A 21,426-nucleotide genomic window follows, 5' to 3' on the forward strand; every position below is an offset into this window, starting at 1 on the left:
ATCGGGACTTGCGTGACGAAGCCCCTCCGGCGCCCCGCATCATCAGCCCCGCAAGCTAGGCGGGGCGCCGGACGGAACACCCCCCTCCAAAACTTCTGCACAACCTCCCGCCGGGTCAGGCGGCGAAGGAGATGGTTCACGTGTCCGCTACGCCTGTGCTGGCGTTGCGCGGGGTCTCCAAGCGGTTCGGTGCCGTCCAGGCGCTCACCGACGTAGAGCTTGAGGTCCACGCCGGTGAAGTGGTCGCCCTGGTGGGCGACAACGGCGCCGGAAAGTCCACGCTGGTCAAGACGATCGCCGGCGTGCACCCCATCGATGAGGGCGCCATCGAGTGGGACGGCAAGACCGTCCAGATCAACCGGCCGCACGACGCACAGGCACTGGGCATCGCGACCGTCTACCAGGACCTCGCGCTGTGCGACAACATCGACGTCGTCGGCAACCTCTACCTGGGCCGCGAGCTGAAGAAGCGCGGTGTCCTGGACGAGGTCGAGATGGAGCGCCGCTCCCGCGAGCTGCTGGACACGCTGTCCATCCGCATCCCCAGTGTCCGCATCCCGATCGCCTCGCTCTCCGGCGGTCAGCGCCAGACCGTGGCGATCGCCCGTTCGATGCTCGGTGAGCCCAAGCTCGTCATCCTCGACGAGCCCACCGCCGCCCTCGGCGTCGAGCAGACCGCTCAGGTCCTCGACCTGGTCGAGCGGCTGCGCGAGCGCGGCCACGCGGTGATCCTCATCAGCCACAACATGGCTGACGTGAAGGCCGTGGCCGACAAGGTCGCCGTCCTGCGCCTCGGGCGCAACAACGGCGTCTTCGAGGTCAAGTCGACCTCCCAGGAAGAGATCATCTCCGCCATCACGGGCGCCACGGAGAACGCCGTGACCCGTCGTGCGGCGCGCAGCAATGGGGAGGCTCAGAAGTGAGCATCGACAAGACCTCCGCGACCCCCGAGGACCACGTCGTGGAGAACCCCGAGGCTGCCGCCAAGGCGGTCACCGCGGTCGACCCGCGACTGCTGGTCCGCGAGCAGGGCCTCGCCGGCTACATCTCCGAGTTCAAGCGCAAGATGAAGGCCGGTGACCTGGGTTCCCTCCCGGTCGTCGTCGGTCTGGTCATCATCTGGGCGATCTTCGCGAGCCTGAACTCGAACTTCCTCACCGCGGGCAACCTCTCCGACATCTCCGTGGCCATGGTCGGCACGGGCATGATCGCCGTCGGTATCGTCTTCGTGCTGCTGCTCGGCGAGATCGACCTGTCGGTCGGTTCCGTCTCCGGTGTCGCGGGCGCCGCCTTCGCGGTGCTGAACGTCACACACGGCATGAACGAGTGGCTGGCCTTCGTGCTGGCCATCCTGACCGGCACGGTCGCCGGTGCGATCCACGGTTTCGTCTTCGCCCGCATCGGTGTCCCGGCGTTCGCCGTCACCCTGGCCGGTCTGCTGTTCTGGAACGGCTTCATGCTGCAGATCCTGGGCAGCAACGGCACCATCAACCTGGACAGCGAGGGCGTGGTCGCCAAGCTGACCAGCTACTACTTCACGGACGTGGCGGCCGCCTACGCGCTCGCCGTCGTCGTGACGGGCGTGTATTTCCTCAACTCCTACTTCGGCAACCGCCGTCGTGAGGCCGCGGGTGTGCCGTCCGCGCCGCTGAGCGAGACCATCGCGCGCACCGCGCTGCTCGCGATCGTCTCCTTCGCCGTGGCGATCATCTACAACCAGTACAAGGGCCTGCCGCTGGCCGTGGTGATCTTCATCGCGGTGCTGCTGCTCACGGACTTCGTGCTGCGCCGCACCTCGTACGGCCGGAAGATCTTCGCGCTCGGTGGCAGCGTCGAGGCCTCCCGCCGTGCCGGTATCAACGTGGAGATGGTCCGGATCTCGGTCTTCGCGATCTCCGGTACCTTCGCCGCGATCGGCGGTCTGTTCATCGCCTCGAAGATCGCCTCCGCCAACCAGGGCGCCGGCGCCGGCGACCTGCTGATGAACGCCATCGCGGCGGCCGTCATCGGTGGCACCAGCCTCTTCGGCGGCCGTGGCCGCACCTGGAACGCCCTGCTCGGTGTTCTGGTCATCGTCTCGATCCAGTACGGCCTCGCCCTCGAGGGCATCGCCTCGCCGGTCCAGTACATGATCACCGGTGGTGTGCTCCTCGCCACCGTCGTCATCGACGCGGTCACCCGCAAGACCCAGAAGACGGCAGGCCGCGCCTAGCGCGACCGGCCCTGCCGGCCCCGTACGAAGTGCCCGGTACCAACGGCGGTACCGGGCACTTCCACGTCCACGTGCGGGGCATACGGCATCACGGTGAAGAGAACGTGTGTACGGAGGTTTTACGGCCGAACGCGTGACGTACAACGTGGAGGCCGGGCACGGGCGCAAAAGACGGAACATTAGACTCGACAGGCCCGGCAAAGCTCGAACAGCTCTACTGCAAGGAGGCACGGGTGCCGCTGCTGACCCGCATCAGGGGACCGCGCGATCTGGACCGGCTCAGCCTGGAGCAGCTGGACCAGCTGGCCGGCGAGATCAGGACCTTCCTCGTCGACGCGGTCTCCAAGACCGGCGGCCACCTCGGCCCTAACCTCGGTGTCGTGGAGCTCACCATCGCCCTGCACCGCGTCTTCGAGTCGCCGAAGGACAAGGTGCTGTGGGACACGGGCCACCAGTCCTACGTCCACAAGCTGCTCACCGGACGCCAGGACTTCTCCCGGCTGAAGATGAAGGGCGGCCTGTCCGGCTACCCCTCGCAGGCCGAGTCCGAGCACGACGTCATCGAGAACTCGCACGCCTCCACGGTCCTCGGCTGGGCCGACGGCCTGGCCAAGGCGAACGAGGTGCTCCGCAAGGACGCCCATGTCGTCGCCGTCATCGGCGACGGCGCCCTCACCGGCGGCATGGCCTGGGAGGCGCTCAACAACATCGCCGACGCCAAGGACCGCCCGCTGGTCATCGTCGTCAACGACAACGAGCGCTCGTACGCCCCGACCATCGGCGGCCTCGCCAACCACCTGGCGACCCTGCGCACCACCGACGGCTACGAGCGCTTCCTGGCCCGCGGCAAGGACCTCCTGGAGCGCACCCCGGTCGTCGGCCGGCCGCTCTACGAGACCCTGCACGGCGCCAAGAAGGGCCTCAAGGACTTCATCGCCCCGCAGGGCATGTTCGAGGACCTCGGCCTGAAGTACGTCGGCCCGATCGACGGCCACGACATCGAGGCCCTGGAGTCCGCGCTGGCCCGCGCCAAGCGCTTCGGCGGCCCGGTCATCGTGCACTGCCTCACCGAGAAGGGCCGCGGCTACCAGCCCGCCCTCCAGGACGAGGCCGACCGCTTCCACGCCGTCGGCAAGATCCACCCCGACACGGGCCTGCCGATCGCGTCCTCCGGCGCCGACTGGACGTCCGTCTTCGGCAAGGAGATGGTCGAACTCGGCAAGGAGCGCGAGGACATCGTCGCCATCACGGCCGCGATGCTCCAGCCGGTCGGCCTCGACAAGTTCGCCAAGGCCTTCCCGAAGCGCGTGTACGACGTCGGCATCGCCGAGCAGCACGGCGCGGTCTCCGCGGCCGGCCTCGCCACCGGCGGACTGCACCCCGTCTTCGCCGTCTACGCCACCTTCCTCAACCGCGCCTTCGACCAGGTCCTGATGGACGTCGCCCTGCACAAGTGCGGCGTCACCTTCGTCCTGGACCGCGCGGGCGTCACCGGCACCGACGGCGCCTCGCACAACGGCATGTGGGACATGTCGATCCTCCAGGTCGTCCCGGGCCTCAGGCTGGCGGCACCGCGCGACGCCGACCAGGTCCGCGCCCAGCTCCGGGAGGCCGTCGAGGTGACCGACGCGCCCACCGTGGTCCGCTTCTCCAAGGGAGCGGTCGGCCCCGCCGTGCCCGCCGTGGGCCGGATCGGCGGCATGGACGTCCTGCGGGCGCCCGGCACCGACGCCCCCGACGTGCTGCTCGTCTCCGTCGGCGCGCTCGCGCCGATGTGCCTGGAGATCGCGGACCTCCTCGACAAGCAGGGCATCTCCACCACCGTCGTCGACCCGCGCTGGGTCAAGCCCGTCGACGAGGCCATGGCCCCGCTCGCCGAGCAGCACCGCGTGGTCGTCACCGTGGAGGACAACTCCCGTGTCGGCGGCGTGGGCTCGGCCGTCGCGCAGGCCCTGCGCGACGCGGGCGTCGACGTCCCGCTGCGCGACTTCGGCATCCCGCCGCGCTTCCTCGACCACGCCTCGCGGGGGGAGGTCCTGGCAGAGATCGGGCTGACCGCGCCCGACATCGCCCGCCAGGTCACCGGGCTGGTCGCCAAGCTCGACGGCCGGTTCGAGCGCACGGCGGCGCACGCCGTGGACTCCGTGGAGCCCGCGCGCGACTGACCGGACGGCCACAGGTCCAAAGGGCCGGTTTCAGCACCCTGAAGGGGTGGTGAAACCGGCCCATTTGCGTGATTCTCTCCCGGCCGGGGCAAGCGGCTAACACGCCCCCTCGATCATGTCGAGGACGTCAAGCGTGGAGGTACGCCCGTGAGCAGCACCCTCTTCAGGACGAAGAAGGTCGAACAATCGATCTTGGACACTGAGGAGCCGGAGCACGCACTCAAGAAGTCGCTGTCCGCTCTGGATCTCACCGTCTTCGGCGTCGGTGTCATCATCGGCACCGGCATCTTCGTCCTCACCGGCAAGGTCGCCAAGCAGAACGCGGGCCCAGCGGTCTCCCTGGCCTTCGTCGTGGCCGGCATCGTCTGCGCACTCGCCGCGCTCTGCTACGCGGAGTTCGCCTCCACGCTCCCGGTCGCCGGATCCGCGTACACCTTCTCGTACGCCTCGCTGGGCGAGCTTCCCGCCTGGATCATCGGCTGGGACCTGGTCCTGGAGTTCGCGCTCGGCACGGCGGTGGTCGCCGTCGGCTGGGCGGGCTACATCCGCTCGCTGATGGACAACGCGGGCTGGCACATGCCCGACGCGCTGGGCGGCCGGGACGGTGCGCACGGATTCGGGTTCGACATCCTCGCCGCGGCGCTGGTGCTCGTCCTCACCTGCATCCTCGTCCTCGGCATGAAGCTCTCCGCGCGGGTCACCGAGGTCGTCGTGGCCATCAAGGTGACCGTCGTCCTCATCGTGATCGTCGCGGGTGCCTTCTTCATCAACGGCGACAACTACAGCCCCTTCATCCCGAAGTCGCAGGCGGTGGAGGCGGGCGGCAGCCTCAAGGCACCTCTCATCCAGCTGATGTTCGGCTGGGCCCCCTCCAACTTCGGCGTGATGGGCATCTTCACCGCCGCCTCCGTGGTCTTCTTCGCCTTCATCGGCTTCGACGTCGTGGCCACCGCCGCCGAGGAGACCAAGAACCCGCAGCGCGACATGCCGCGCGGCATCCTCGGCTCCCTGTTCGTCTGCACCACCCTGTACGTGGCCGTGGCCATCGTCGTCACCGGCATGCAGCACTACAGCAAGCTGTCGGTGGACGCCCCGCTCGCCGACGCCTTCAAGGCCACCGGGCACCCCTGGTTCTCGGGCGTCATCAGCTTCGGTGCGGCCGTCGGCCTGACGACGGTCTGCATGATCCTGCTGCTCGGCCAGACCCGCGTCTTCTTCGCGATGAGCCGCGACGGCCTGCTGCCCCGCTTCTTCTCCCGCGTCCACCCGCGCTTCAAGACCCCGCACCGGCCGACCATCCTGCTCGGCGTGATCATCGCGATCGTCGCGGGCTTCACCAGTCTCAGCGAACTCGCCGAGCTGGTGAACATCGGCACCCTGTTCGCCTTCGTCGTCGTCGCGATCGGCGTGATCATCCTCCGCCGTACCCGCCCCGACCTGCCCCGCTCCTTCCGCACCCCGTGGGTGCCGGTCCTGCCCATCGTGTCCGTCTGCGCCACGCTGTGGCTGATGGTGAACCTGCCCACCGAGACCTGGCTGCGGTTCGCGATCTGGATGGTGATCGGCGCCCTCGTGTACTTCCTCTACGGCCGCTCGCACAGCCGCCTCGGCCGGCACGAGGAGACGACGCTCGAGCAGGTCACCGGCCAGGACCCGGGAGGCAAGCAGCTCTAGGTGAACGACCGGTCGTCACCGGCCCGATCACCCCGGCCCCGTATGTCCGCTTCGGTACGGACTGCGGGGCCGGATAGCGTGCTTCCCATGCTCGCCGCGCCACTCGCCCCGCCACGGTCCGCAGTCGTACGGACGGCGTACTGGACGCGGCTGCTGCCGCTGCTCGCGGTGCTGGCCTGTGTCACCCGGGTGCCGTCCTTCGCCCGGCCCCTGTGGAACCCGGACGAGGGGTACCTCGCCGTGCAGGCGCGGATGCTGGCCGACGGGGGAGAGCTGTACGAGACGGTCGTGGACCGCAAGCCGCCGTTCGTGCCCTGGCTGTACGAGGGGGCGTTCGCGGTGCACGGTTCCGGGTCCCTCACGTCCGTCCGTGTCCTGGCCCTGCTCGCCCAGCTGCTCACCGCGGCGCTGCTGGCCTCGCTGGCCAGGCGCCGCTGGGGCGACGGAGCGGGACGCACGGGCGGCGTGCTCTACCTGCTGGTCTCCGTCGGGCTCAACCCCGAGGACGCGCAGGCCGCCACCTTCGAGGTGTTCATACTGCCGTGCACGGCAGCAGCGATGTGGTGCGCCGACCGGCGCCGCTGGGGCGCGGCCGGGGTGGCCGTGGCCTGCGCCCTGCTGACGAAGCAGACCGGCGGGGCGGTGCTGTTGCCCGTGCTGTGGCTGCTGCACCGGCAAGGTGCGACGCGCGGCGGGCTGCTGCGGCTCCTCGCCGGAATCGTCGTGCCGGTGCTGTGCGCCGCCCTGGTCACCGACCCGGCGGGCTTCGCCTTCTGGACCGTCACCGGCTCGGCCGCGTACGCCTCCTTCACCGGCTCCGAGCTGCACGTCCTGGCGCGCGGGCTGGTCAACACGGCCATTCTGACGGCGGCCTGCGCCGGTCTCGTCCCGCCGGTCGTCCGGGTCCTGCGCGTCGCCCGTACGGGGGCCGTGGACCTGTGGCTGTGGTTCGCCTCCTCCGCGGTCGCCGTCCTGCTGGGCTTCCACTTCTTCGGCCACTACTACCTGCAACTCATCCCGCCGCTGGCCCTGCTGGCGACCGCGGCGCTGCAGATCCTGCCCCGGGAGCGCCTGGTGACGGCGCTGGTCACCTCCGCCTGCTGCTGCTCGGCGTTCCTGGCCTGGGGGCTGCTGGCGCCCCGGTCCGACCTCGCGCACGCCACCCGGCTCGCGGACGCGGTGGCCCGCCGCACGGCGCCCGGTGACCGGGTCCTGGTCTGGGGGATACACCCGGAGACGTACTGGCTGGCCGACCGGACTCCCGCCAGCCGCTATCTGACCGCCGGTCTCCTGACCAACTACAGCGGCGGCCGCAACGGGCCCCAGGTGGGCGAGAAGTACGGCGTGGAGGGCTCCTGGCCCGTCTTCCGGGAGGAGATGAGCACGCACCCGCCCGCGCTCGTCGTCGACGACTCGCGGGCCGCGCCGTACGCCCCGGAACGGATCCCGTCCCTGCGCCGGCTGCTCACCGCGGAGTACGAGGTGGCGGGGGAGGTGGACGGCGCGGTGCTGTACGTGCGGGAGACGGGGTCTCGGTGAGGGAGCCCGGCGGCCCGCGGGGCCCGACGGCCCGTGCTCCGGCGCCCGGCAGGACGGGGGAGTGCGCCGTCAGTCCGGGCGTACGGCGCGCGGGCCCGTCGTGCCGGCGCCGAGCGCGGTGACCCGGCCGCGCAGTTCGCGGTCGGCGGTGACGACGAGGCAGGGGCGGTCCGCGGCCTCGGTCACGAGGCCGACGACGGTGTCGTCACCGCTGCCCGGGGCGGCCACCACCCGGACACCGGGGACGGACTCCACGCCCTTCGCGGCGCCCTCGACGACGAGGACCAGTTCCACGGGCCCGTCGTGCCCGGGCAGCCCGTCCCGGGCCAGCCGGTCGCGCAGCCGCTCCGCGGCACCGCGCCGGTCGCGCCACCAGCCGTCGGGCACGGAGCCGACGACGTTGGCGCCGTCGACGATGACGAGGAGGGGGTCGCCGTGGTCGTCGTCCATGGACTCAGCGTCGCACGCCGGAGGCGGCGTCCCACCGTGAGGTGACGACGCGCACGGCGGCGGCGGCCTCGGCGGCCCGCGTGTCGCTGGAGCGGACGGACCGGGCGAACTCCACGTGCAGGAACGGCACGTCCTCGTCCGCGGCGGTACGGCCCTGGACGTTCTCGTGGCCCTCCAGCGGGCACGAGCGGACCCAGGCGCGGCACACCGCGAAGCCCCGGTCGCGGAGCGCGTCGGCGAGCCGGCGGCCGTCGGCGCGGCCCTCGGAGCCCTTGCCCGTGGAGGCGACGACGTCGTGGTCGGGCGCCGAGTCGTCGGCGAAGCCGTGCAGCTGGACACCCGGGAAGCCGCGCCGGACGAGCTCGGCGCAGACCGCGTGGAACACCGTGTCCCGGCGGTGCGCCACGTCGGACGCGTCCCCCTCACCGGATTTGCGATGTGCTCCAGCAACGACCAGGACGCCGCCCGGTGTGCCGCGCAGGACGCGCACGCCCAGCTGTTCCGTGCCCTGGTCGGCGACCGGGTGGGGGACCTGGACCGACCACCGGGCGCGGTGGTCGAGGTCCACGTAGACGCGGCCCCAACCGCGCGGGTGGGGTGCCTGGTCGACGCGGTCGTACACCTCTGCGAATCGTCGCCCGGTAGCGCTGTCCACCAGGGTGCGGATGCCGAAGTCGACCTCGGCGAGGCGCAGTTCCGCCTGCTCGCGGTGGCCGTCGAGCAGCAGTGCGACGCCGTCGGTGACCAGTCGCCGTTCGGTGCGCGAGGGGGGCAGATAGCCGCCGTCGGGCGTGAACCGGGAGGTGTAGTCGGCGATGTCGCGTGCCAGGTCGACGGTCTGCGTGTCGCCGTCGGGGCGGCCGGAACCCGCGTCCCGGCCGGTGTCGTGGGTGCCGCGCAGGACAAGCGTTCCCAAACCGGCCAGAGCGGTGAGGAGCAGGAGAAGTGTTGCGATCGTTATCGTTCTGGCCCGGAATGCCTTCATGGTTGTATCAAGATATCCCGGTGACCAGACGTCGTAGCCGCCGCACCCTGCCCGCATTGCTGACCCCGCTCGCACTCGTCGCCGCACTGGCGGGATGCGGTCTCGTCGGAGGGGGAGACTCGGGCGACTCGTCGAAGGGGGGCGGACGCTCGTTCACGGTGGCCGCGGCCGGAGACATCCTGATCCACCCGCAGCTGATCGACCAGGCCAGGAAGGACGCCAAGGAGACCGGCAAGGGCGACCACGGTCTGGACTTCGGACCGCTGATGGCCGGCATCAAGCCGGTGATCAGCAAGGCCGACCTGGGGATCTGCCACATGGAGCCGGTGATCGGCAAGCCGAACGGTCCGTTCGAGAGCTACCCCAACTTCCTCGTGCCGCCGCAGATCGCCGGGACGATCAAGGACGTCGGTTACGACACCTGCTCCACCGCCTCCAACCACTCCATCGACCACGGCTACGAAGGCGTGAAGCGCACGCTCGACACGCTGGACTCGGTCGGTCTGAAGCACACGGGCTCCTTCCGCACCCAGAAGGACGCGCTCACCCCGCTGATCATGGACGTCAAGGGTGTGAAGGTCGCGCAGATCTCCTTCGCCTTCGGCTTCAACGCCCACGAACTGCCCAAGGACAAGCCGTGGCTGGTCAACCAGAACGACCTGGGCCGCATCAAGGCCGCCGAGAAGTCGGCCCGCTCCGCCGGCGCCGAGGTCGTGATCCTCTCCATCCACTGGGGGCGTGAGCACCACCCGAACCCCTCGACGCCGCAGCTCGAGTTCGCCCGTCAGCTCGCCCGGGAGACGGGGATCGACCTGGTCATCGGGCACCACGCGCACGTGGTGCAGCCGATGGAGAAGGTCGACGGCACGTGGATCGCGTACGGCCTCGGCAACCAGGTCGCCCGGCACGACGTGCCGACGGGACTGACCGAGGAGGGCGTGATCGGCTGGTTCACCTTCACCGAGCGTGGCGGCAAGTGGGACGTCGAGGCCCGGTACGAGCCGACCCTCGTGGACATCCCGCCGGACCCGGACGTCACCACCGGCGAGACCGCGGTGGAGCCGACGAAGGGCCAGGTCCAGGACTACCGGCTGCTGGACGTGGCCGCCGAGCTCAAGCGCGACGACCTGACGGACCAGGAGCGGGCCCGTCTCCGCCTGGCCTACGAGCGGACCGAGGGCACCATGCTCAACCGCGGCGCGGCCAAGGACGGCCTCAAGCCCCTCACGGAACTGCCGGACTGACCGCGCCCGCGTGACGTCCGGACCGCGCCCGGCCCCCGGCACTGCCGGACTGACCGCGCCCGCGCGACGTCCGGACCGCGCCCGGCCCCCGGCTCTCCGGCGGGCCGGGCGCGATGTCGACATCAGGTGTTCTTCTTCCGTTTCGCTGCGTGTGTGACCGTATGCCGCCCGGACCGGACGCGCGTCGAGGTCCCCGGAGGCGGCCGAACTGAACCCGCCCGAAGCGGAATCGATCGCTCATGCCCGAGTGTGATCGCATGAAACCTCGTGTAGCGCAGATCACGTTCAAATCGTGCAACTTTGATCTGCCCTCGCCGGTCTGACACGCGCGGAGACTCAGTTTTCCCAACCGAGTCTCCGTGTCACGTCCGCACCACCCGCCCGCACCCGCATGCAGGCCGCTCCTCGCGTCCCGCCGCCCGTACAACCGCCTGAGAGGACCCCTCCGTTGGCGCCATCGCCCCCGGCTCGGCAGCACCGTGCCCGCCGCCGAGCCGACATGTCGCTACTGGGCGGCATACGTCCGCCTATTGCGATCCTCTCGGTGCTTCTGCTGTCCCTCGCGGGCATCACCGCCCTCGTGCTCGGCCGGGTCGACGACGCGGCCCTGCCCAAGGCGGTCCAGACCTCGCAGCAGCACTTCGCGGAGGACGGCGCGATCGCCCTGCGGGCGTCCATCGACGAGTCGGTGACCGACCTCAACCGCTCCGCGGCCCTCTTCAGCGCCGGCTCCCCGGTCTCCGGTGACACCGTGCTCGACAAACTGGGCAACACGTACCAGAAGTGGATGGGCACGGCGGTCATCGAGATCCAGTCGGGCAAGCTCGTCGCCACCCGTGGTGAGACCGTCCCGCTGACCTCCCTCGACCGCGCCTCGCTCAGCGGCGAGGACGGGCTCGCGCCCCGCATGGTGCGGCTCCAGAACGGCGAGGTCCGGCTGCTGTCCTTCGCCCTGCTGTCGTGGCCGGACAGGCCGCAGCTCCTCCTCGTCGCCTCCAACAGCCTCAAGTTCCCCGGCATCAGCCTCGGCCAGTTCCGCTCCATCGCGGTCGTGGACCGCTCCGGAACGATCCTGAGCAGCGACGGCATCCCGGAGCCCGAGCAGGTGCTCACCGACCTCCAGCGCCAGGAGGTCGCCGCATCGAACAAGCAGCTCAAGGCGTTCGCCAAGAAGGTCGCCGAGAAGGCCGGCCGGCACCCTCAGAGTACGAAGGAGCCCGGCTCCGGCGGCTACCAGGGCGTGAGCGGCAGCCTGCTCGGCGGCCGCTGGCTCAGTGACCGCTCCGTCGCCGGATACGCCACCCTGACCGCGCCGGAACCCGGCGAGACCACCACCGCGACCAACCTGGGTCTCAGCGTGGTCTCCATGGTGAAGGTCGCCGAGGACCCCACCCGGACCAACTCGCCGCTGTTCGGTCTCGTCGCGGGCGGCGCCCTGCTGCTGGTCGGCGGCATCGCCGTCGCCGTCCTGCTCGGCACGGTGCAGCGGCCCCTCATCCGGCTCTTCCTGGAGTCGCGCCGCCTCACCCGCGGCGACCTCACCCGCCCGGTGAGCGTGCCCCGTTACGGCGAGGCCCGCCGCATCGGCACCGCCCTGGAACGGCTGCGCCGCCAGCTGCTCGGCGAGAGCGCCGGACAGGGCGAGCCCGCGCCGCGCCCGCGCGGCCTGCGCCGCATCGGCAGCCGCGGTCTCCTCGTCGTCTGCGCGGTCCTGCTGCTCGCCTGGTCGGCGCCTCTGCTGCTCGCCCTCAACCGCGCCGACGGCACCGTCGTCGTACCGCAGCAGATCGTCAACGACCAGCGCGAGCGCACCGACACCCTCACCGACCGGGTCCGCCGGGCGCTCAACGAGGGCGAGGCGGACCTCCAGTCCGTAGCCACCCTGATCGGCGACCGCACCACCCCCGCCGACATGACCAAGGTCCTCGACCGCACCCTCAACCAGCACCTGCGCTACCAGTCGCTCTACGTCGTCGACACCGCGGGCGACGTGATCGCCCGGTCCGGCGGCAAACCGCACGAGGTCCGGTCCAAGCCCGCCACCGCCGACCCGATCCAGCTGCTCGGCCAGGGCAGCACCAAGCCCCTCGTGGTCGGCACCGCGGAGATCCCCGGACGCGACGGCGCCGCCCTGGTCGGAGAGTTCCGCATCGACTTCCTCAACTCGCTGCTCAAGCGGCCGGGCCTTGGAGTCGTACGCCTCGTCGACGACAAGAACCACGTCATCGCGGGCAACACGGGATACATCGCCTTCCAGTCGCTGCCCAACGACCGGCTGAAGGACCTGGTCTCCGCGTCCAACCAGAAGGTCGGCAAGTCCGCGCACGCCGCCGGCGTCCTCTACCGCGAGAACGGCGTGCAGATCGCGGCCGCGGCCCCCTTCGTCGGCGGCGGCCCGGCCAAGGCCCTCGGCTGGACCGTCGTCAGCTGGCAGCCCGCCGACCGCCTCGCCATCCCGGAGTACGACGTGCAGCACCGCACGATGCTCGCCGGGCTGCTGGGCGCCGCGGCGGCGGCCGCCTGCCTCGGCTGGATGCACATCGTGGTGGCCCGTCCGCTGCGGGTCCTGGCCGGCCAGGCCGAGGCACTCGCCGAGGGCGATCGCAAGACCGTCCTCTTCCCGCGCAACCACGACGAGGTCGGCGCCGTCACCCGTTCCCTGGAGCTCGTCCGCCAGCAACTCCAGGAACAGCGCAAACAGCAGTCGACGCCGCGCCGGAGCTCCCCCGGGGCCCCGCACGAGCAGCACGTAAGGAACTGATCACCGGTGCTCTTCCTCTACACCGTTCTGCTGGTGTGCTGCGTGATCCTGCTCGTGGCGGGCGTCATCGAGCAGCGGCGGCACTTCACCAACCTGGACAACATCCCCACCCGGGTGCTGGTCAACGGCATCCGCGGCAAGTCGTCCATCACCCGTCTGTGCGCGGGCGCGCTGCGCGGCGGCGGGCTGACCACGGTCGCGAAGACCACCGGTACGGCGGCCCGGTTCATCCACCCCGACGCCACCGAGGAGCCGGTCTACCGCAAGTTCGGCATCGCCAACGTCGTCGAGCAGATCGGCATCGTCCGGCGTGCGGCCGCGTACAACCCGGACGCCATGGTCATCGAGTGCATGGCCGTCATGCCGGCCCTCCAGGAGATCAACCAGTCCAAGCTGATCCGCTCCACCATCGGCGTGCTCTGCAACGTCCGTGAGGACCACCTCGCCGAGATGGGCCCCACCCTGGACGACGTGGCCCGCTCGCTGTCCCGGTCCATGCCGGAGGGCGGCATCTGCATCACCGCGGAGAAGGAGCGCTTCGCGATCCTCCAGGAGGAGGCCGACTCCCGCGACTGCAAGCTGATCTACGCCGACCCCGACTCCGTCACGGACGAGGAGCTGCGCGGCTTCAGCTGGTTCACCTTCAAGGAGAACGTGGCGATCGCGCTCACCGTCGCCGAACTCCTCGGCGTGGAGCGGCAGACCGCCCTGCAGGGCATGTACGACGCGCCGCCGGACCCCGGTGTCCTGTCCGTCGAGCGGTATGTCACCGAGGACGGCAAGCGGCTGCGCTTCGCCAACGTCTTCGCGGCCAACGACCCCGAGTCGACGCTGATGAACATCAACCAGCTGCTCGACCTCGGCGCCATCCACCGACCGCTCAACGTGGTCATCAACTGCCGTCCCGACCGCGTCGAACGCAACGGCCAGATGGGCGAGATCATCCCGCAGCTCGACCCCGAGCAGGTCTTCGTCATCGGGCACCCGGCCAAGAGCGCCATCGACGCGATCCCGGCCGCCTACCGCGACCGCGCCGTCGACCTCGGCGGCGACCGCCGCGACCCCGAGGAGTTCATGGGACAGCTGATCGGCAGGCTCGGCTCCGACTCCTCGCTCGTGGCCATCGGCAACATCCACGGCCAGGGCGAGCACCTGCTGGAGCACCTCGCCGAACTGCCCGCGGACGACACCCCCGACGAGTCCGCCGACCCGCGCGGCGGGCGCGCCGACGACGGAACCGGCGCACGGCAGACGCCCGCACGCGTGCCCGAGCACGTCGAGACCATGCAGCTCTACGCCCCGCGCATCGACCCGTACCAGCCCTACTCCGAGGCGTACGAGACGCGGTACGCGCCCCAGACGGCCGCCGTCCCGGTGCAGCGCAGCGCCGAGCACCCGTACCCGGCCCAGACGCACCAGCACCAGGACCGGACACACCAGCACCAGCAGCAGTCCCGGACGTACCCGCAGCAGGACCCGGCCCACCACAACCAGCCCCACCAGCACCACACGCAGGGCGAACCGGGCTCCTGGGACCAGGGCCGCCGGCAGGCGCACCCGCGCCCCGCCGTTCCCGAGCAGCCGCGGCAGGGCTACCCCGAGCGGACCAGGGAGCAGTGGCCGGCGATCGCGCCGGGCCCCGCCGCGCCACCGTCCCCCGGCCCCGCCGAACCGCCCCCGTCCCGAGGCCTGTTCGAGCCCCGGGTACCCCCCGCATCCTCCGCCGACGACCAGCAGCAGTGGCACAGCCCAGGAGAGCCCCGTTGATCCCCTCCGTCCTCACCCCCGAGATCGCCGCGATCGGCATCGGCCTGGGCCTGATGTTCTCGCTGATCTGCTACCTGACGACCAACCTCTCGCCCGGCGGCATGATCACCCCGGGCTGGCTCGCGCTCACCCTCATCGAGGACCTCCAGCGCGCCGCCCTCGTCATCGGCGTGACCGTCCTGACGTACGTCACCACCCTGCTCCTCCAGCGCGTCGTGATCCTCTACGGCAAGCGGCTCTTCGCGGCCGTCGTGCTCACCGGCGTGCTGATCCAGGCGACCGTGATCATCGTGCTCCAGATGGAGTTCCCGCTGCTGTACGCCAACCAGACCCTGGGCTTCATCGTCCCGGGCCTCATCGGCTACCAGCTCGTGCGCCAGCCCAAGGGAGCCACCCTGCTGTCGACCGGCTCGGTCACCCTCGCCACCTATGTCGTGCTGACCGCCGGAATCCTCCTCGGCGCCATGCCGACCGCCTGAGCCCGCTGCCCACTCGGAAACTCTGGAGCCTTCACCATGCCGAAGAGCAAAGGCCGCCCCGTCCTGCACGCGGCCACGGTCCTCGCGCTGCTCGCGGGCAGCGCGTACTTCACCGTCGAACTCCGCAAGGACGCGGAGGCCAAGGTCCCGGCCGTGCAGTCGGTGACCGACAAGCCCGACCTGGAGAACTCGGCGGGCAAGGCCACCGGGAAGCAGACCTGGGAGCGCCTGAACAACCCGACGCGCTCGGTGCTGCGCGGCAAGGACGGCGAGATCCTCGCCACCTTCACGGACGGCGCCCGCACCGCGACCCTCAGGGGCCCGTCCCGCACCTTCACCGAGCCCGCCAACACGCAGTCCCGGGTGGTGACGGAGGACTGGGTACGGCTGATGCCGGAGGCGTGGCGCAAGGGCGCCGAGAAGGAGAAGTGGTTCAAGGACTGGTTCAAGCAGTACTACGGCAGCGAGGAGGACGACATCTTCGCGTTCGCCTTCCAGTACGTGCAGGGTGCCCCGGTGAAGAAGGACGACGAGGGCGTCCCCTACGCCGGCGACGCGGTCTTCGGCCCGTTCAAGGAGGACGGCGTCGACCGCCTCGAACAGAACGACTTCTACGACTACCTCGGCATCAACTACACCTTCCGTGACGGCACCACGATGCAGGCCCGCAAGGAGCGCTACCGCGCCCTGGACTGCTCCGGCTTCATGCGCATGGTGTGGGGATACCGGGCCCGCTACCCGCTGATGGCCACGAACACGATCGGCGACGGGCTGCCGCGCAGCGCGGACGGCATGGCCCGCTCCAAGGTGGGCGTCGACATCATCAAGCTCTCCGGTCCCTCCCCCTGGTACACGCGCCCCAAGAACATCGACGTGGTCCAGCCCGGCGACCTCCTCTTCTTCAAGATGGACCACCGCACCGGCAACCACCTCGACCACGTCGCCCTGTACCTCGGCGTCGACACCGACGGCCACCGCGTCTTCATCTCCAGCCGCAAGGAGGTCAACGGCCCGACCATGGGCGACAAGGGCGGCGCCTCGCGCATCGACGGCAACGGCTTCTACGCGGGACTGCTCCGCAGCGCCAAGCGTCTGTGAGCGGCTTACTCGGACGGGGGCGGGCCGCCGCGGACGGCACGCCCCCGATTAAGGTGAACCGGTGAACGGCGACTGGCTCATACGCGGCCGCGACGGCAGGCTCAGTGTGTACCTGCTGTCGGAGGCCGCCGTCCGCTGCCGGGCGGAGCGCGGCCCCGGCGGCCCCTGGGACCCCCCGCGCACCGTGGGCGGCGACCAGCGCCTGCACCCCGTGCTCGCCGTCGGCCAGGGCGCCGACGGCTACACCCACCTCGTCTCCTGGCGCCCCACCGTCCGCGACGAGTCCGGCCTCGTCCACTCGACGCACTACCAGCCGCGTCTCGCCGCCCTCGACTGGCACCCGATCGGGCATCCCGACAGGACGGGCGGCCGGACCGGCCCGCCGGCCGTCGCGGTCGACGCCCAGGGACGGGCCCATGTCTTCGTGCGCAACAAGGGCGGCGGGGTCAGCATGGTCGCCCAGAAGGAGAAGGGCGGCTGGGGCCCGTGGCGCGACCTCGGGGGACATGACGTACGGGACGAACTGGCGGCCGTGACGGGGGAGTCCGGCCGGGTCGAGCTGTACGCCGCCGTGCCGGACGGCATCCTGCACTGGAGCCAGCCGGAGCCCGGGGCGCAGCCGGTCCTGGAGGAGGCGCTGGAGGCCCCGGTCCGCCCCGGCACACTCCGCGCGCTCGCGACCTCCGCCGACTCCACTACCGTCTTCTACACCGACGAGTCGGGCGACCTGTGCGCCTGGCGGGCGGGCGGGAAACCGGTGCGGGTGCTCGCCAGCGCGGGGCCCGGCCCCGTGGCGGCGATCCGTTGCGAACTCGACGGCCACGACTGCACGTTGCTCGCCCAGCGGTCGTCGAGCGGACGGGTCGTCTTCGCCGCGTACCCGACGCAGGACGAGGCCGCGGGGGCGTGGTGGGCCGAGTCCGGGCCCGCACTGCCGGGGGACGCGGTCGTCTCGCTCGCGGAGGACGAGGACGGCCGTGTGGTCGCGGCGAGCCTCGCGCCCGGCTCCGGTGAACTCCTCCTCACCCGCCGCAAGTCCGAACCGGGCCTGGCCCTGGAGGCCTGGCGCCCGGTCTGACAGCCGCCATTCGCCCCCTCCGCCCCTGCCCGTCCCGTGTTCCCGGGGGCGCCGCCCCCGGACCCCCGATCGGCCTGACGGCCTCGTCCTCAAACGCCGGACGGGCTGGGCACTCCGGCCCTGGACCCCCGCTCCTCGGTCGCCGGACGGGCTGGGCACTCCGGCCCTCGGCCCCCGCTCCTCAACTCGCCTGAGGGGCTGGGGTACTCGGCTCCCGGACCCCTGATCGGCCTGACGGCCTCGTCCTCAAACGCCGGACGGGCTGAGATTCTCCGCCCCCAGGACGGCGTAGCCCGGTCTCTCCGCCCCTGCCCGTCCCGAGTTCCCGGGGGCGCAGCCGCCGGACCTGCGCTCCTCAAGCGCCGGAACCGTTCCAGCCCGTCCGGCGCTTGAGGACGAGGCCGTCCAGGCCGACCGGGGGTCTGGGGGCGGAGCCCTCAGGTCCGAGGACGCCGGAAGCGGGCAGAACGACCGGTGCCCCGCACACCGACAGGCGTGCGGGGCACCGGCGCGAGGAAGAGCGCTACGCGGGAACGCTGGCGACTCCCGGCTCCAGGAACCGCTTGCCGTTCACCCGCTCGGAGACACCCTCACGGTCCAGGTACGGCGTGATGCCGCCCAGGTGGAAGGGCCAGCCGGCACCGGTGATCAGGCAGAGGTCGATGTCCTGGGCCTCGGCGACGACACCCTCGTCGAGCATGAGCCCGATCTCCTGGGCGACGGCGTCGAGGACACGGGCGCGGACCTGCTCCTCGGTGAGGACGACGTCGCCCTGCTTGAGGAGCGCGGCGACCTCGGGGTCGAGCTCCGGCTTGCCGGAGTCGTAGACGTAGAAGCCGCGCTTGCCCGCCTTGACGACGGCCGCGAGGTTCTCGGAGACCGTGAAGCGGTCCGGGAAGGCCCGGTTGAGGGTCTCGGAGACGTGCAGGCCGATCGCGGGGCCGACCAGCTCCAGGAGCACCAGCGGGGACATCGGCAGGCCCAGGGGCTCGATGGCCTTCTCGGCGATCTCGACCGGGGTGCCCTCGTCGATGACGTTCTGGATCTCGCCCATGAAGCGGGTGAGGATGCGGTTCACCACGAACGCCGGGGCGTCCTTGGTGAGGACCGCGGTCTTCTTCAGCTTCTTGGCGACGGCGAAGGCGGTGGCCAGCGAGGCGTCGTCCGTCCGCTCGCCGCGGACGATCTCCAGCAGGGGGAGGATCGCGACCGGGTTGAAGAAGTGGAAGCCGACGACCCGCTCGGGGTTCTTCAGCTTCGAGGCCATCTCGGTGACCGACAGCGAGGAGGTGTTGGTGGCGAGGATCGCGTGCGCCGGGGCGACCGCCTCGACCTCCGCGAACACCTGCTGCTTGACGCCGATCTCCTCGAAGACGGCCTCAATGATGAAGTCCGCGTCCGCGAAGCCCTCGGCCTTGTCCAGGACACCGGAGACCAGGGCCTTCAGGCGGTTCGCCTTGTCCTGGTTGATGCGGCCCTTGCCGAGCAGCTTGTCGATCTCGGCGTGGACGTAGCCCACGCCCTTGTCGACACGCTCCTGGTCGATGTCCGTCAGGACGACGGGCACCTCGAGGCGGCGCAGGAAGAGCAGGGCGAGCTGCGAGGCCATCAGGCCCGCGCCCACGACGCCGACCTTGGTGACCGGGCGCGCGAGGTTCTTGTCCGGCGCGCCGGCCGGACGCTTGCCGCGCTTCTGGACCAGGTTGAAGGCGTAGATGCCGGAGCGGAGTTCGCCACCCATGATCAGGTCGGCGAGCGCCACGTCCTCGGCGTCGTACCCCTTCTGCAGGTCACCGTCCTTGGCCGCGGCGATGATGTCCAGCGCGCGGTACGCGGCCGGAGCGGCACCGTGGACCTTGCCGTCGGCGATGAAGCGGCCCTTGGCGACGGCCTGGTCCCAGGCCTCGCCGCGGTCGATCTCGGGGCGCTCGACGGTGATGTCGCCCTTGAGGACGGAGGCCGTCCACAGCAGCGACTGCTCCAGGAAGTCCGCGCCTTCGAAGAGGGCGTCGGCGATGCCCAGTTCGAAGACCTGCTTGCCCTTGAGCTGCTTGTTCTGGTTGAGCGAGTTCTCGATGATCACCGAGACGGCCTTGTCCGCGCCGATCAGGTTCGGCAGGATCGTGCAGCCGCCCCAGCCCGGGACCAGGCCGAGGAAGACCTCGGGCAGGGAGAAGGCCGGCAGGGCCTTCGACACCGTGCGGTAGGTGCAGTGCAGACCGACCTCGACACCGCCGCCCATGGCCGCGCCGTTGTAGTACGCGAAGGTCGGGACGGCCAGCGCCGACAGGCGCTTGAAGACCTCGTGGCCGCCCTTGCCGATGGCGAGCGCGTCCTCGTGCTTCTTCAGCAGCTCGACGCCCTTGAGGTCGGCGCCGACCGCGAAGATGAACGGCTTGCCGGTGATGCCGACGCCGACGATGTCGCCGGCCGCGGCCTCCGCCTCGACCTGGTCGATCGCGGTGTTGAGGTTCGCGAGCGAGGCGGGGCCGAAGGTGGTCGGCTTGGTGTGGTCGAAGCCGTTGTCCAGCGTGATGAGCGCGAAGCGCCCGGCGCCGAAGGGCAGGTCGAGGTGGCGTACGTTCGCGGACGTCACGACCTCGTCGGGGAACAGCTCGGCTGCGCCCTTCAGGAGTTCAGCGGTGCTCACTTCTCGCCTCCGGCGTCCTTGTGGTGCGGGTTCTCCCAGATCACCGTGGCGCCCATGCCGAAGCCGACGCACATGGTGGTGAGGCCGTAACGGACCTCCGGCTGCTCCTCGAACTGGCGGGCCAGCTGCGTCATCAGACGCACGCCGGAGGAGGCCAGCGGGTGACCGAACGCGATGGCGCCGCCGTACTGGTTGACGCGTGCGTCGTCGTCGGCGATGCCGTAGTGCTCCAGGAAGGCGAGCACCTGGACGGCGAAGGCCTCGTTGACCTCGAAGAGGCCGATGTCGTCGATCGACAGGCCGCCCTGGGCGAGGGCCTTCTCGGTGGCCGGGATCGGGCCGTAGCCCATGACCTCCGGCTCGACGCCCGCGAAGGCGTACGAGACGAGGCGCATCTTGACCGGCAGGTTGTGCTCTCGGGCGAAGTCCTCGGACGCGATGATCGAGGCGGTCGCACCGTCGTTGAGACCGGCCGCGTTGCCGGCCGTGACACGGCCGTGGACGCGGAACGGGGTCTTCAGGCCGGACAGGTTCTCCAGCGTGGTGCCCGGACGCATCGGCTCGTCGGCGGTCACCAGGCCCCAGCCGGTCTCGCCGACCTCCGCGTTGGTGTTGCGCACCGAGATCGGCACCAGGTCCTGCTGGATCTTGCCGTTGGCGTACGCCTTGGCGGCCTTCTCCTGCGAGCGCACGGCGTACTCGTCGGCGCGCTGCTTGGTGATCGTGGGGTAGCGGTCGTGCAGGTTCTCGGCGGTCATGCCCATGAACAGGGCGGACTCGTCGACCAGCTTCTCGCTGACGAACCGCGGGTTCGGGTCGACGCCCTCGCCCATCGGGTGGCGGCCCATGTGCTCGACACCGCCGGCGATGACGGCGTCGTAGGCGCCGAAGGCGATGGAGCCCGCGGTGGTGGTGACGGCGGTCAGCGCGCCCGCGCACATGCGGTCGATGGAGTAGCCGGGCACCGACTGGGGGAGACCGGCCAGGATCCCGGCGGTGCGGCCCAGCGTCAGACCCTGGTCACCGATCTGCGTGGTCGCGGCGATGGCGACCTCGTCGATCTTCTTGGGGTCCAGGCCGGGGTTGCGGCGCAGCAGCTCCCGGATGGCCTTCACGACGAGGTCGTCGGCGCGGGTCTCGTGGTAGATGCCCTTCGGGCCCGCCTTGCCGAACGGGGTGCGGACGCCGTCGACGAAGACGACGTCCCTGACGGTACGAGGCACGATGGCTCTCCTCCAGATGCGGGATGGCACTGCTGCGCGTCGCACGCGACTGAGCGCGCGCTCACCCCCTCATGCTACTTGCGGGTAACCATGCTGCCCAG

General features: G+C 70.8%; 15 protein-coding genes. 11 read left to right on the forward strand and 4 right to left on the reverse strand.

Annotated features, from left to right (window positions below; genetic code table 11):
• The first annotated feature begins 131 nt into the window (after positions 1–131).
• The 5 genes from ACSYGO_RS34135 (at position 132) to ACSYGO_RS34155 (ending at position 7,590) form a co-directional block, all read left to right on the forward strand.
• A complete protein-coding gene (locus tag ACSYGO_RS34135) occupies positions 132–923 on the forward strand; it encodes an ATP-binding cassette domain-containing protein (protein ID WP_028802202.1) in 792 nt (263 codons plus the stop codon).
• Positions 920–2,212 (forward strand): sugar ABC transporter permease, encoded by a 1,293-nt coding sequence (locus ACSYGO_RS34140; protein WP_426681473.1) that lies wholly within the window; start codon positions 920–922, stop codon positions 2,210–2,212. The genes ACSYGO_RS34135 and ACSYGO_RS34140 overlap by 4 nt, the downstream gene beginning before the upstream one ends.
• 233 nt (positions 2,213–2,445) lie before the next feature.
• A complete protein-coding gene (gene dxs / locus ACSYGO_RS34145) occupies positions 2,446–4,377 on the forward strand; it encodes a 1-deoxy-D-xylulose-5-phosphate synthase (RefSeq protein WP_426681474.1) in 1,932 nt (643 codons plus the stop codon).
• A 147-nt stretch (positions 4,378–4,524) separates the two neighbouring features.
• Positions 4,525–6,051: an amino acid permease gene (locus tag ACSYGO_RS34150; protein WP_426681475.1), complete on the forward strand. Its 1,527-nt coding sequence runs from the start codon at positions 4,525–4,527 to the stop codon at positions 6,049–6,051.
• An 87-nt stretch (positions 6,052–6,138) separates the two neighbouring features.
• Complete coding sequence (locus ACSYGO_RS34155; protein WP_460388843.1) at positions 6,139–7,590, forward strand: glycosyltransferase family 39 protein; 1,452 nt, start codon at positions 6,139–6,141, stop codon at positions 7,588–7,590.
• 69 nt (positions 7,591–7,659) lie between these two features.
• Here the strand turns inward: ACSYGO_RS34155 and ACSYGO_RS34160 are convergent, their stop codons facing one another.
• On the reverse strand, positions 7,660–8,040 hold the full coding sequence (locus ACSYGO_RS34160; protein ID WP_432176303.1) for a PIN domain-containing protein: 381 nt from the start codon (positions 8,038–8,040) through the stop codon (positions 7,660–7,662).
• A gap of 4 nt (positions 8,041–8,044) precedes the next feature.
• Positions 8,045–8,956, reverse strand: a complete 912-nt coding sequence (locus tag ACSYGO_RS34165) for a hypothetical protein (protein ID WP_460388844.1) — start codon at positions 8,954–8,956, stop codon at positions 8,045–8,047.
• Positions 8,957–9,045: 89 nt separating this feature from the next.
• On the opposite strand from ACSYGO_RS34165, the gene ACSYGO_RS34170 reads away from it, so the two are divergent.
• The 6 genes from ACSYGO_RS34170 to ACSYGO_RS34195 all read left to right on the forward strand — a co-directional run bounded on the left by ACSYGO_RS34170 (position 9,046) and on the right by ACSYGO_RS34195 (position 17,452).
• Positions 9,046–10,269: a CapA family protein gene (locus tag ACSYGO_RS34170; protein ID WP_432176301.1), complete on the forward strand. Its 1,224-nt coding sequence runs from the start codon at positions 9,046–9,048 to the stop codon at positions 10,267–10,269.
• A gap of 499 nt (positions 10,270–10,768) precedes the next feature.
• Positions 10,769–13,030, forward strand: a complete 2,262-nt coding sequence (locus ACSYGO_RS34175; RefSeq protein WP_460388846.1) for a HAMP domain-containing protein — start codon at positions 10,769–10,771, stop codon at positions 13,028–13,030.
• 6 nt (positions 13,031–13,036) lie between these two features.
• The gene (gene pgsB / locus ACSYGO_RS34180) at positions 13,037–14,797 is read left to right on the forward strand and encodes a poly-gamma-glutamate synthase PgsB (protein WP_460388848.1); all 1,761 of its coding nucleotides are present in this window, start codon (positions 13,037–13,039) and stop codon (positions 14,795–14,797) included.
• On the forward strand, positions 14,794–15,276 hold the full coding sequence (locus ACSYGO_RS34185; protein ID WP_028802192.1) for a poly-gamma-glutamate biosynthesis protein PgsC/CapC: 483 nt from the start codon (positions 14,794–14,796) through the stop codon (positions 15,274–15,276). Before pgsB ends, ACSYGO_RS34185 begins: the two co-directional genes overlap by 4 nt.
• Positions 15,277–15,312: 36 nt before the next feature.
• On the forward strand, positions 15,313–16,374 hold the full coding sequence (locus ACSYGO_RS34190) for an NlpC/P60 family protein (RefSeq protein WP_359495819.1): 1,062 nt from the start codon (positions 15,313–15,315) through the stop codon (positions 16,372–16,374).
• Between the two features lie 61 nt (positions 16,375–16,435).
• Complete coding sequence (locus tag ACSYGO_RS34195) at positions 16,436–17,452, forward strand: PLL family lectin (protein WP_460388850.1); 1,017 nt, start codon at positions 16,436–16,438, stop codon at positions 17,450–17,452.
• Between the two features lie 523 nt (positions 17,453–17,975).
• On the opposite strand, the gene ACSYGO_RS34200 is transcribed toward ACSYGO_RS34195, so the two are convergent.
• A complete protein-coding gene (locus ACSYGO_RS34200; RefSeq protein WP_426681483.1) occupies positions 17,976–20,102 on the reverse strand; it encodes a 3-hydroxyacyl-CoA dehydrogenase NAD-binding domain-containing protein in 2,127 nt (708 codons plus the stop codon).
• Positions 20,099–21,325 carry a thiolase family protein gene (locus ACSYGO_RS34205; protein WP_345648464.1) on the reverse strand — a complete coding sequence of 409 codons (1,227 nt, stop codon included), beginning with the start codon at positions 21,323–21,325 and terminating at the stop codon, positions 20,099–20,101. The genes ACSYGO_RS34200 and ACSYGO_RS34205 overlap by 4 nt, the downstream gene beginning before the upstream one ends.
• Between the last annotated feature and the right edge of the window lie 101 nt (positions 21,326–21,426).

The organism is Streptomyces krungchingensis (assembly GCF_054729265.1).

Bases quoted from the DNA above. Each gene is read 5' to 3' on its own strand.
- ACSYGO_RS34190 (WP_359495819.1), top strand. From the start codon at position 15,313: ATGCCGAAGAGCAAAGGCCGCCCCGTCCTGCACGCGGCCACGGTCCTC.
- ACSYGO_RS34160 (WP_432176303.1), bottom strand. From the start codon at position 8,040: ATGGACGACGACCACGGCGACCCCCTCCTCGTCATCGTCGACGGCGCC.
- ACSYGO_RS34155 (WP_460388843.1), top strand. From the start codon at position 6,139: ATGCTCGCCGCGCCACTCGCCCCGCCACGGTCCGCAGTCGTACGGACG.
- ACSYGO_RS34175 (WP_460388846.1), top strand. From the start codon at position 10,769: ATGTCGCTACTGGGCGGCATACGTCCGCCTATTGCGATCCTCTCGGTG.
- ACSYGO_RS34135 (WP_028802202.1), top strand. From the start codon at position 132: ATGGTTCACGTGTCCGCTACGCCTGTGCTGGCGTTGCGCGGGGTCTCC.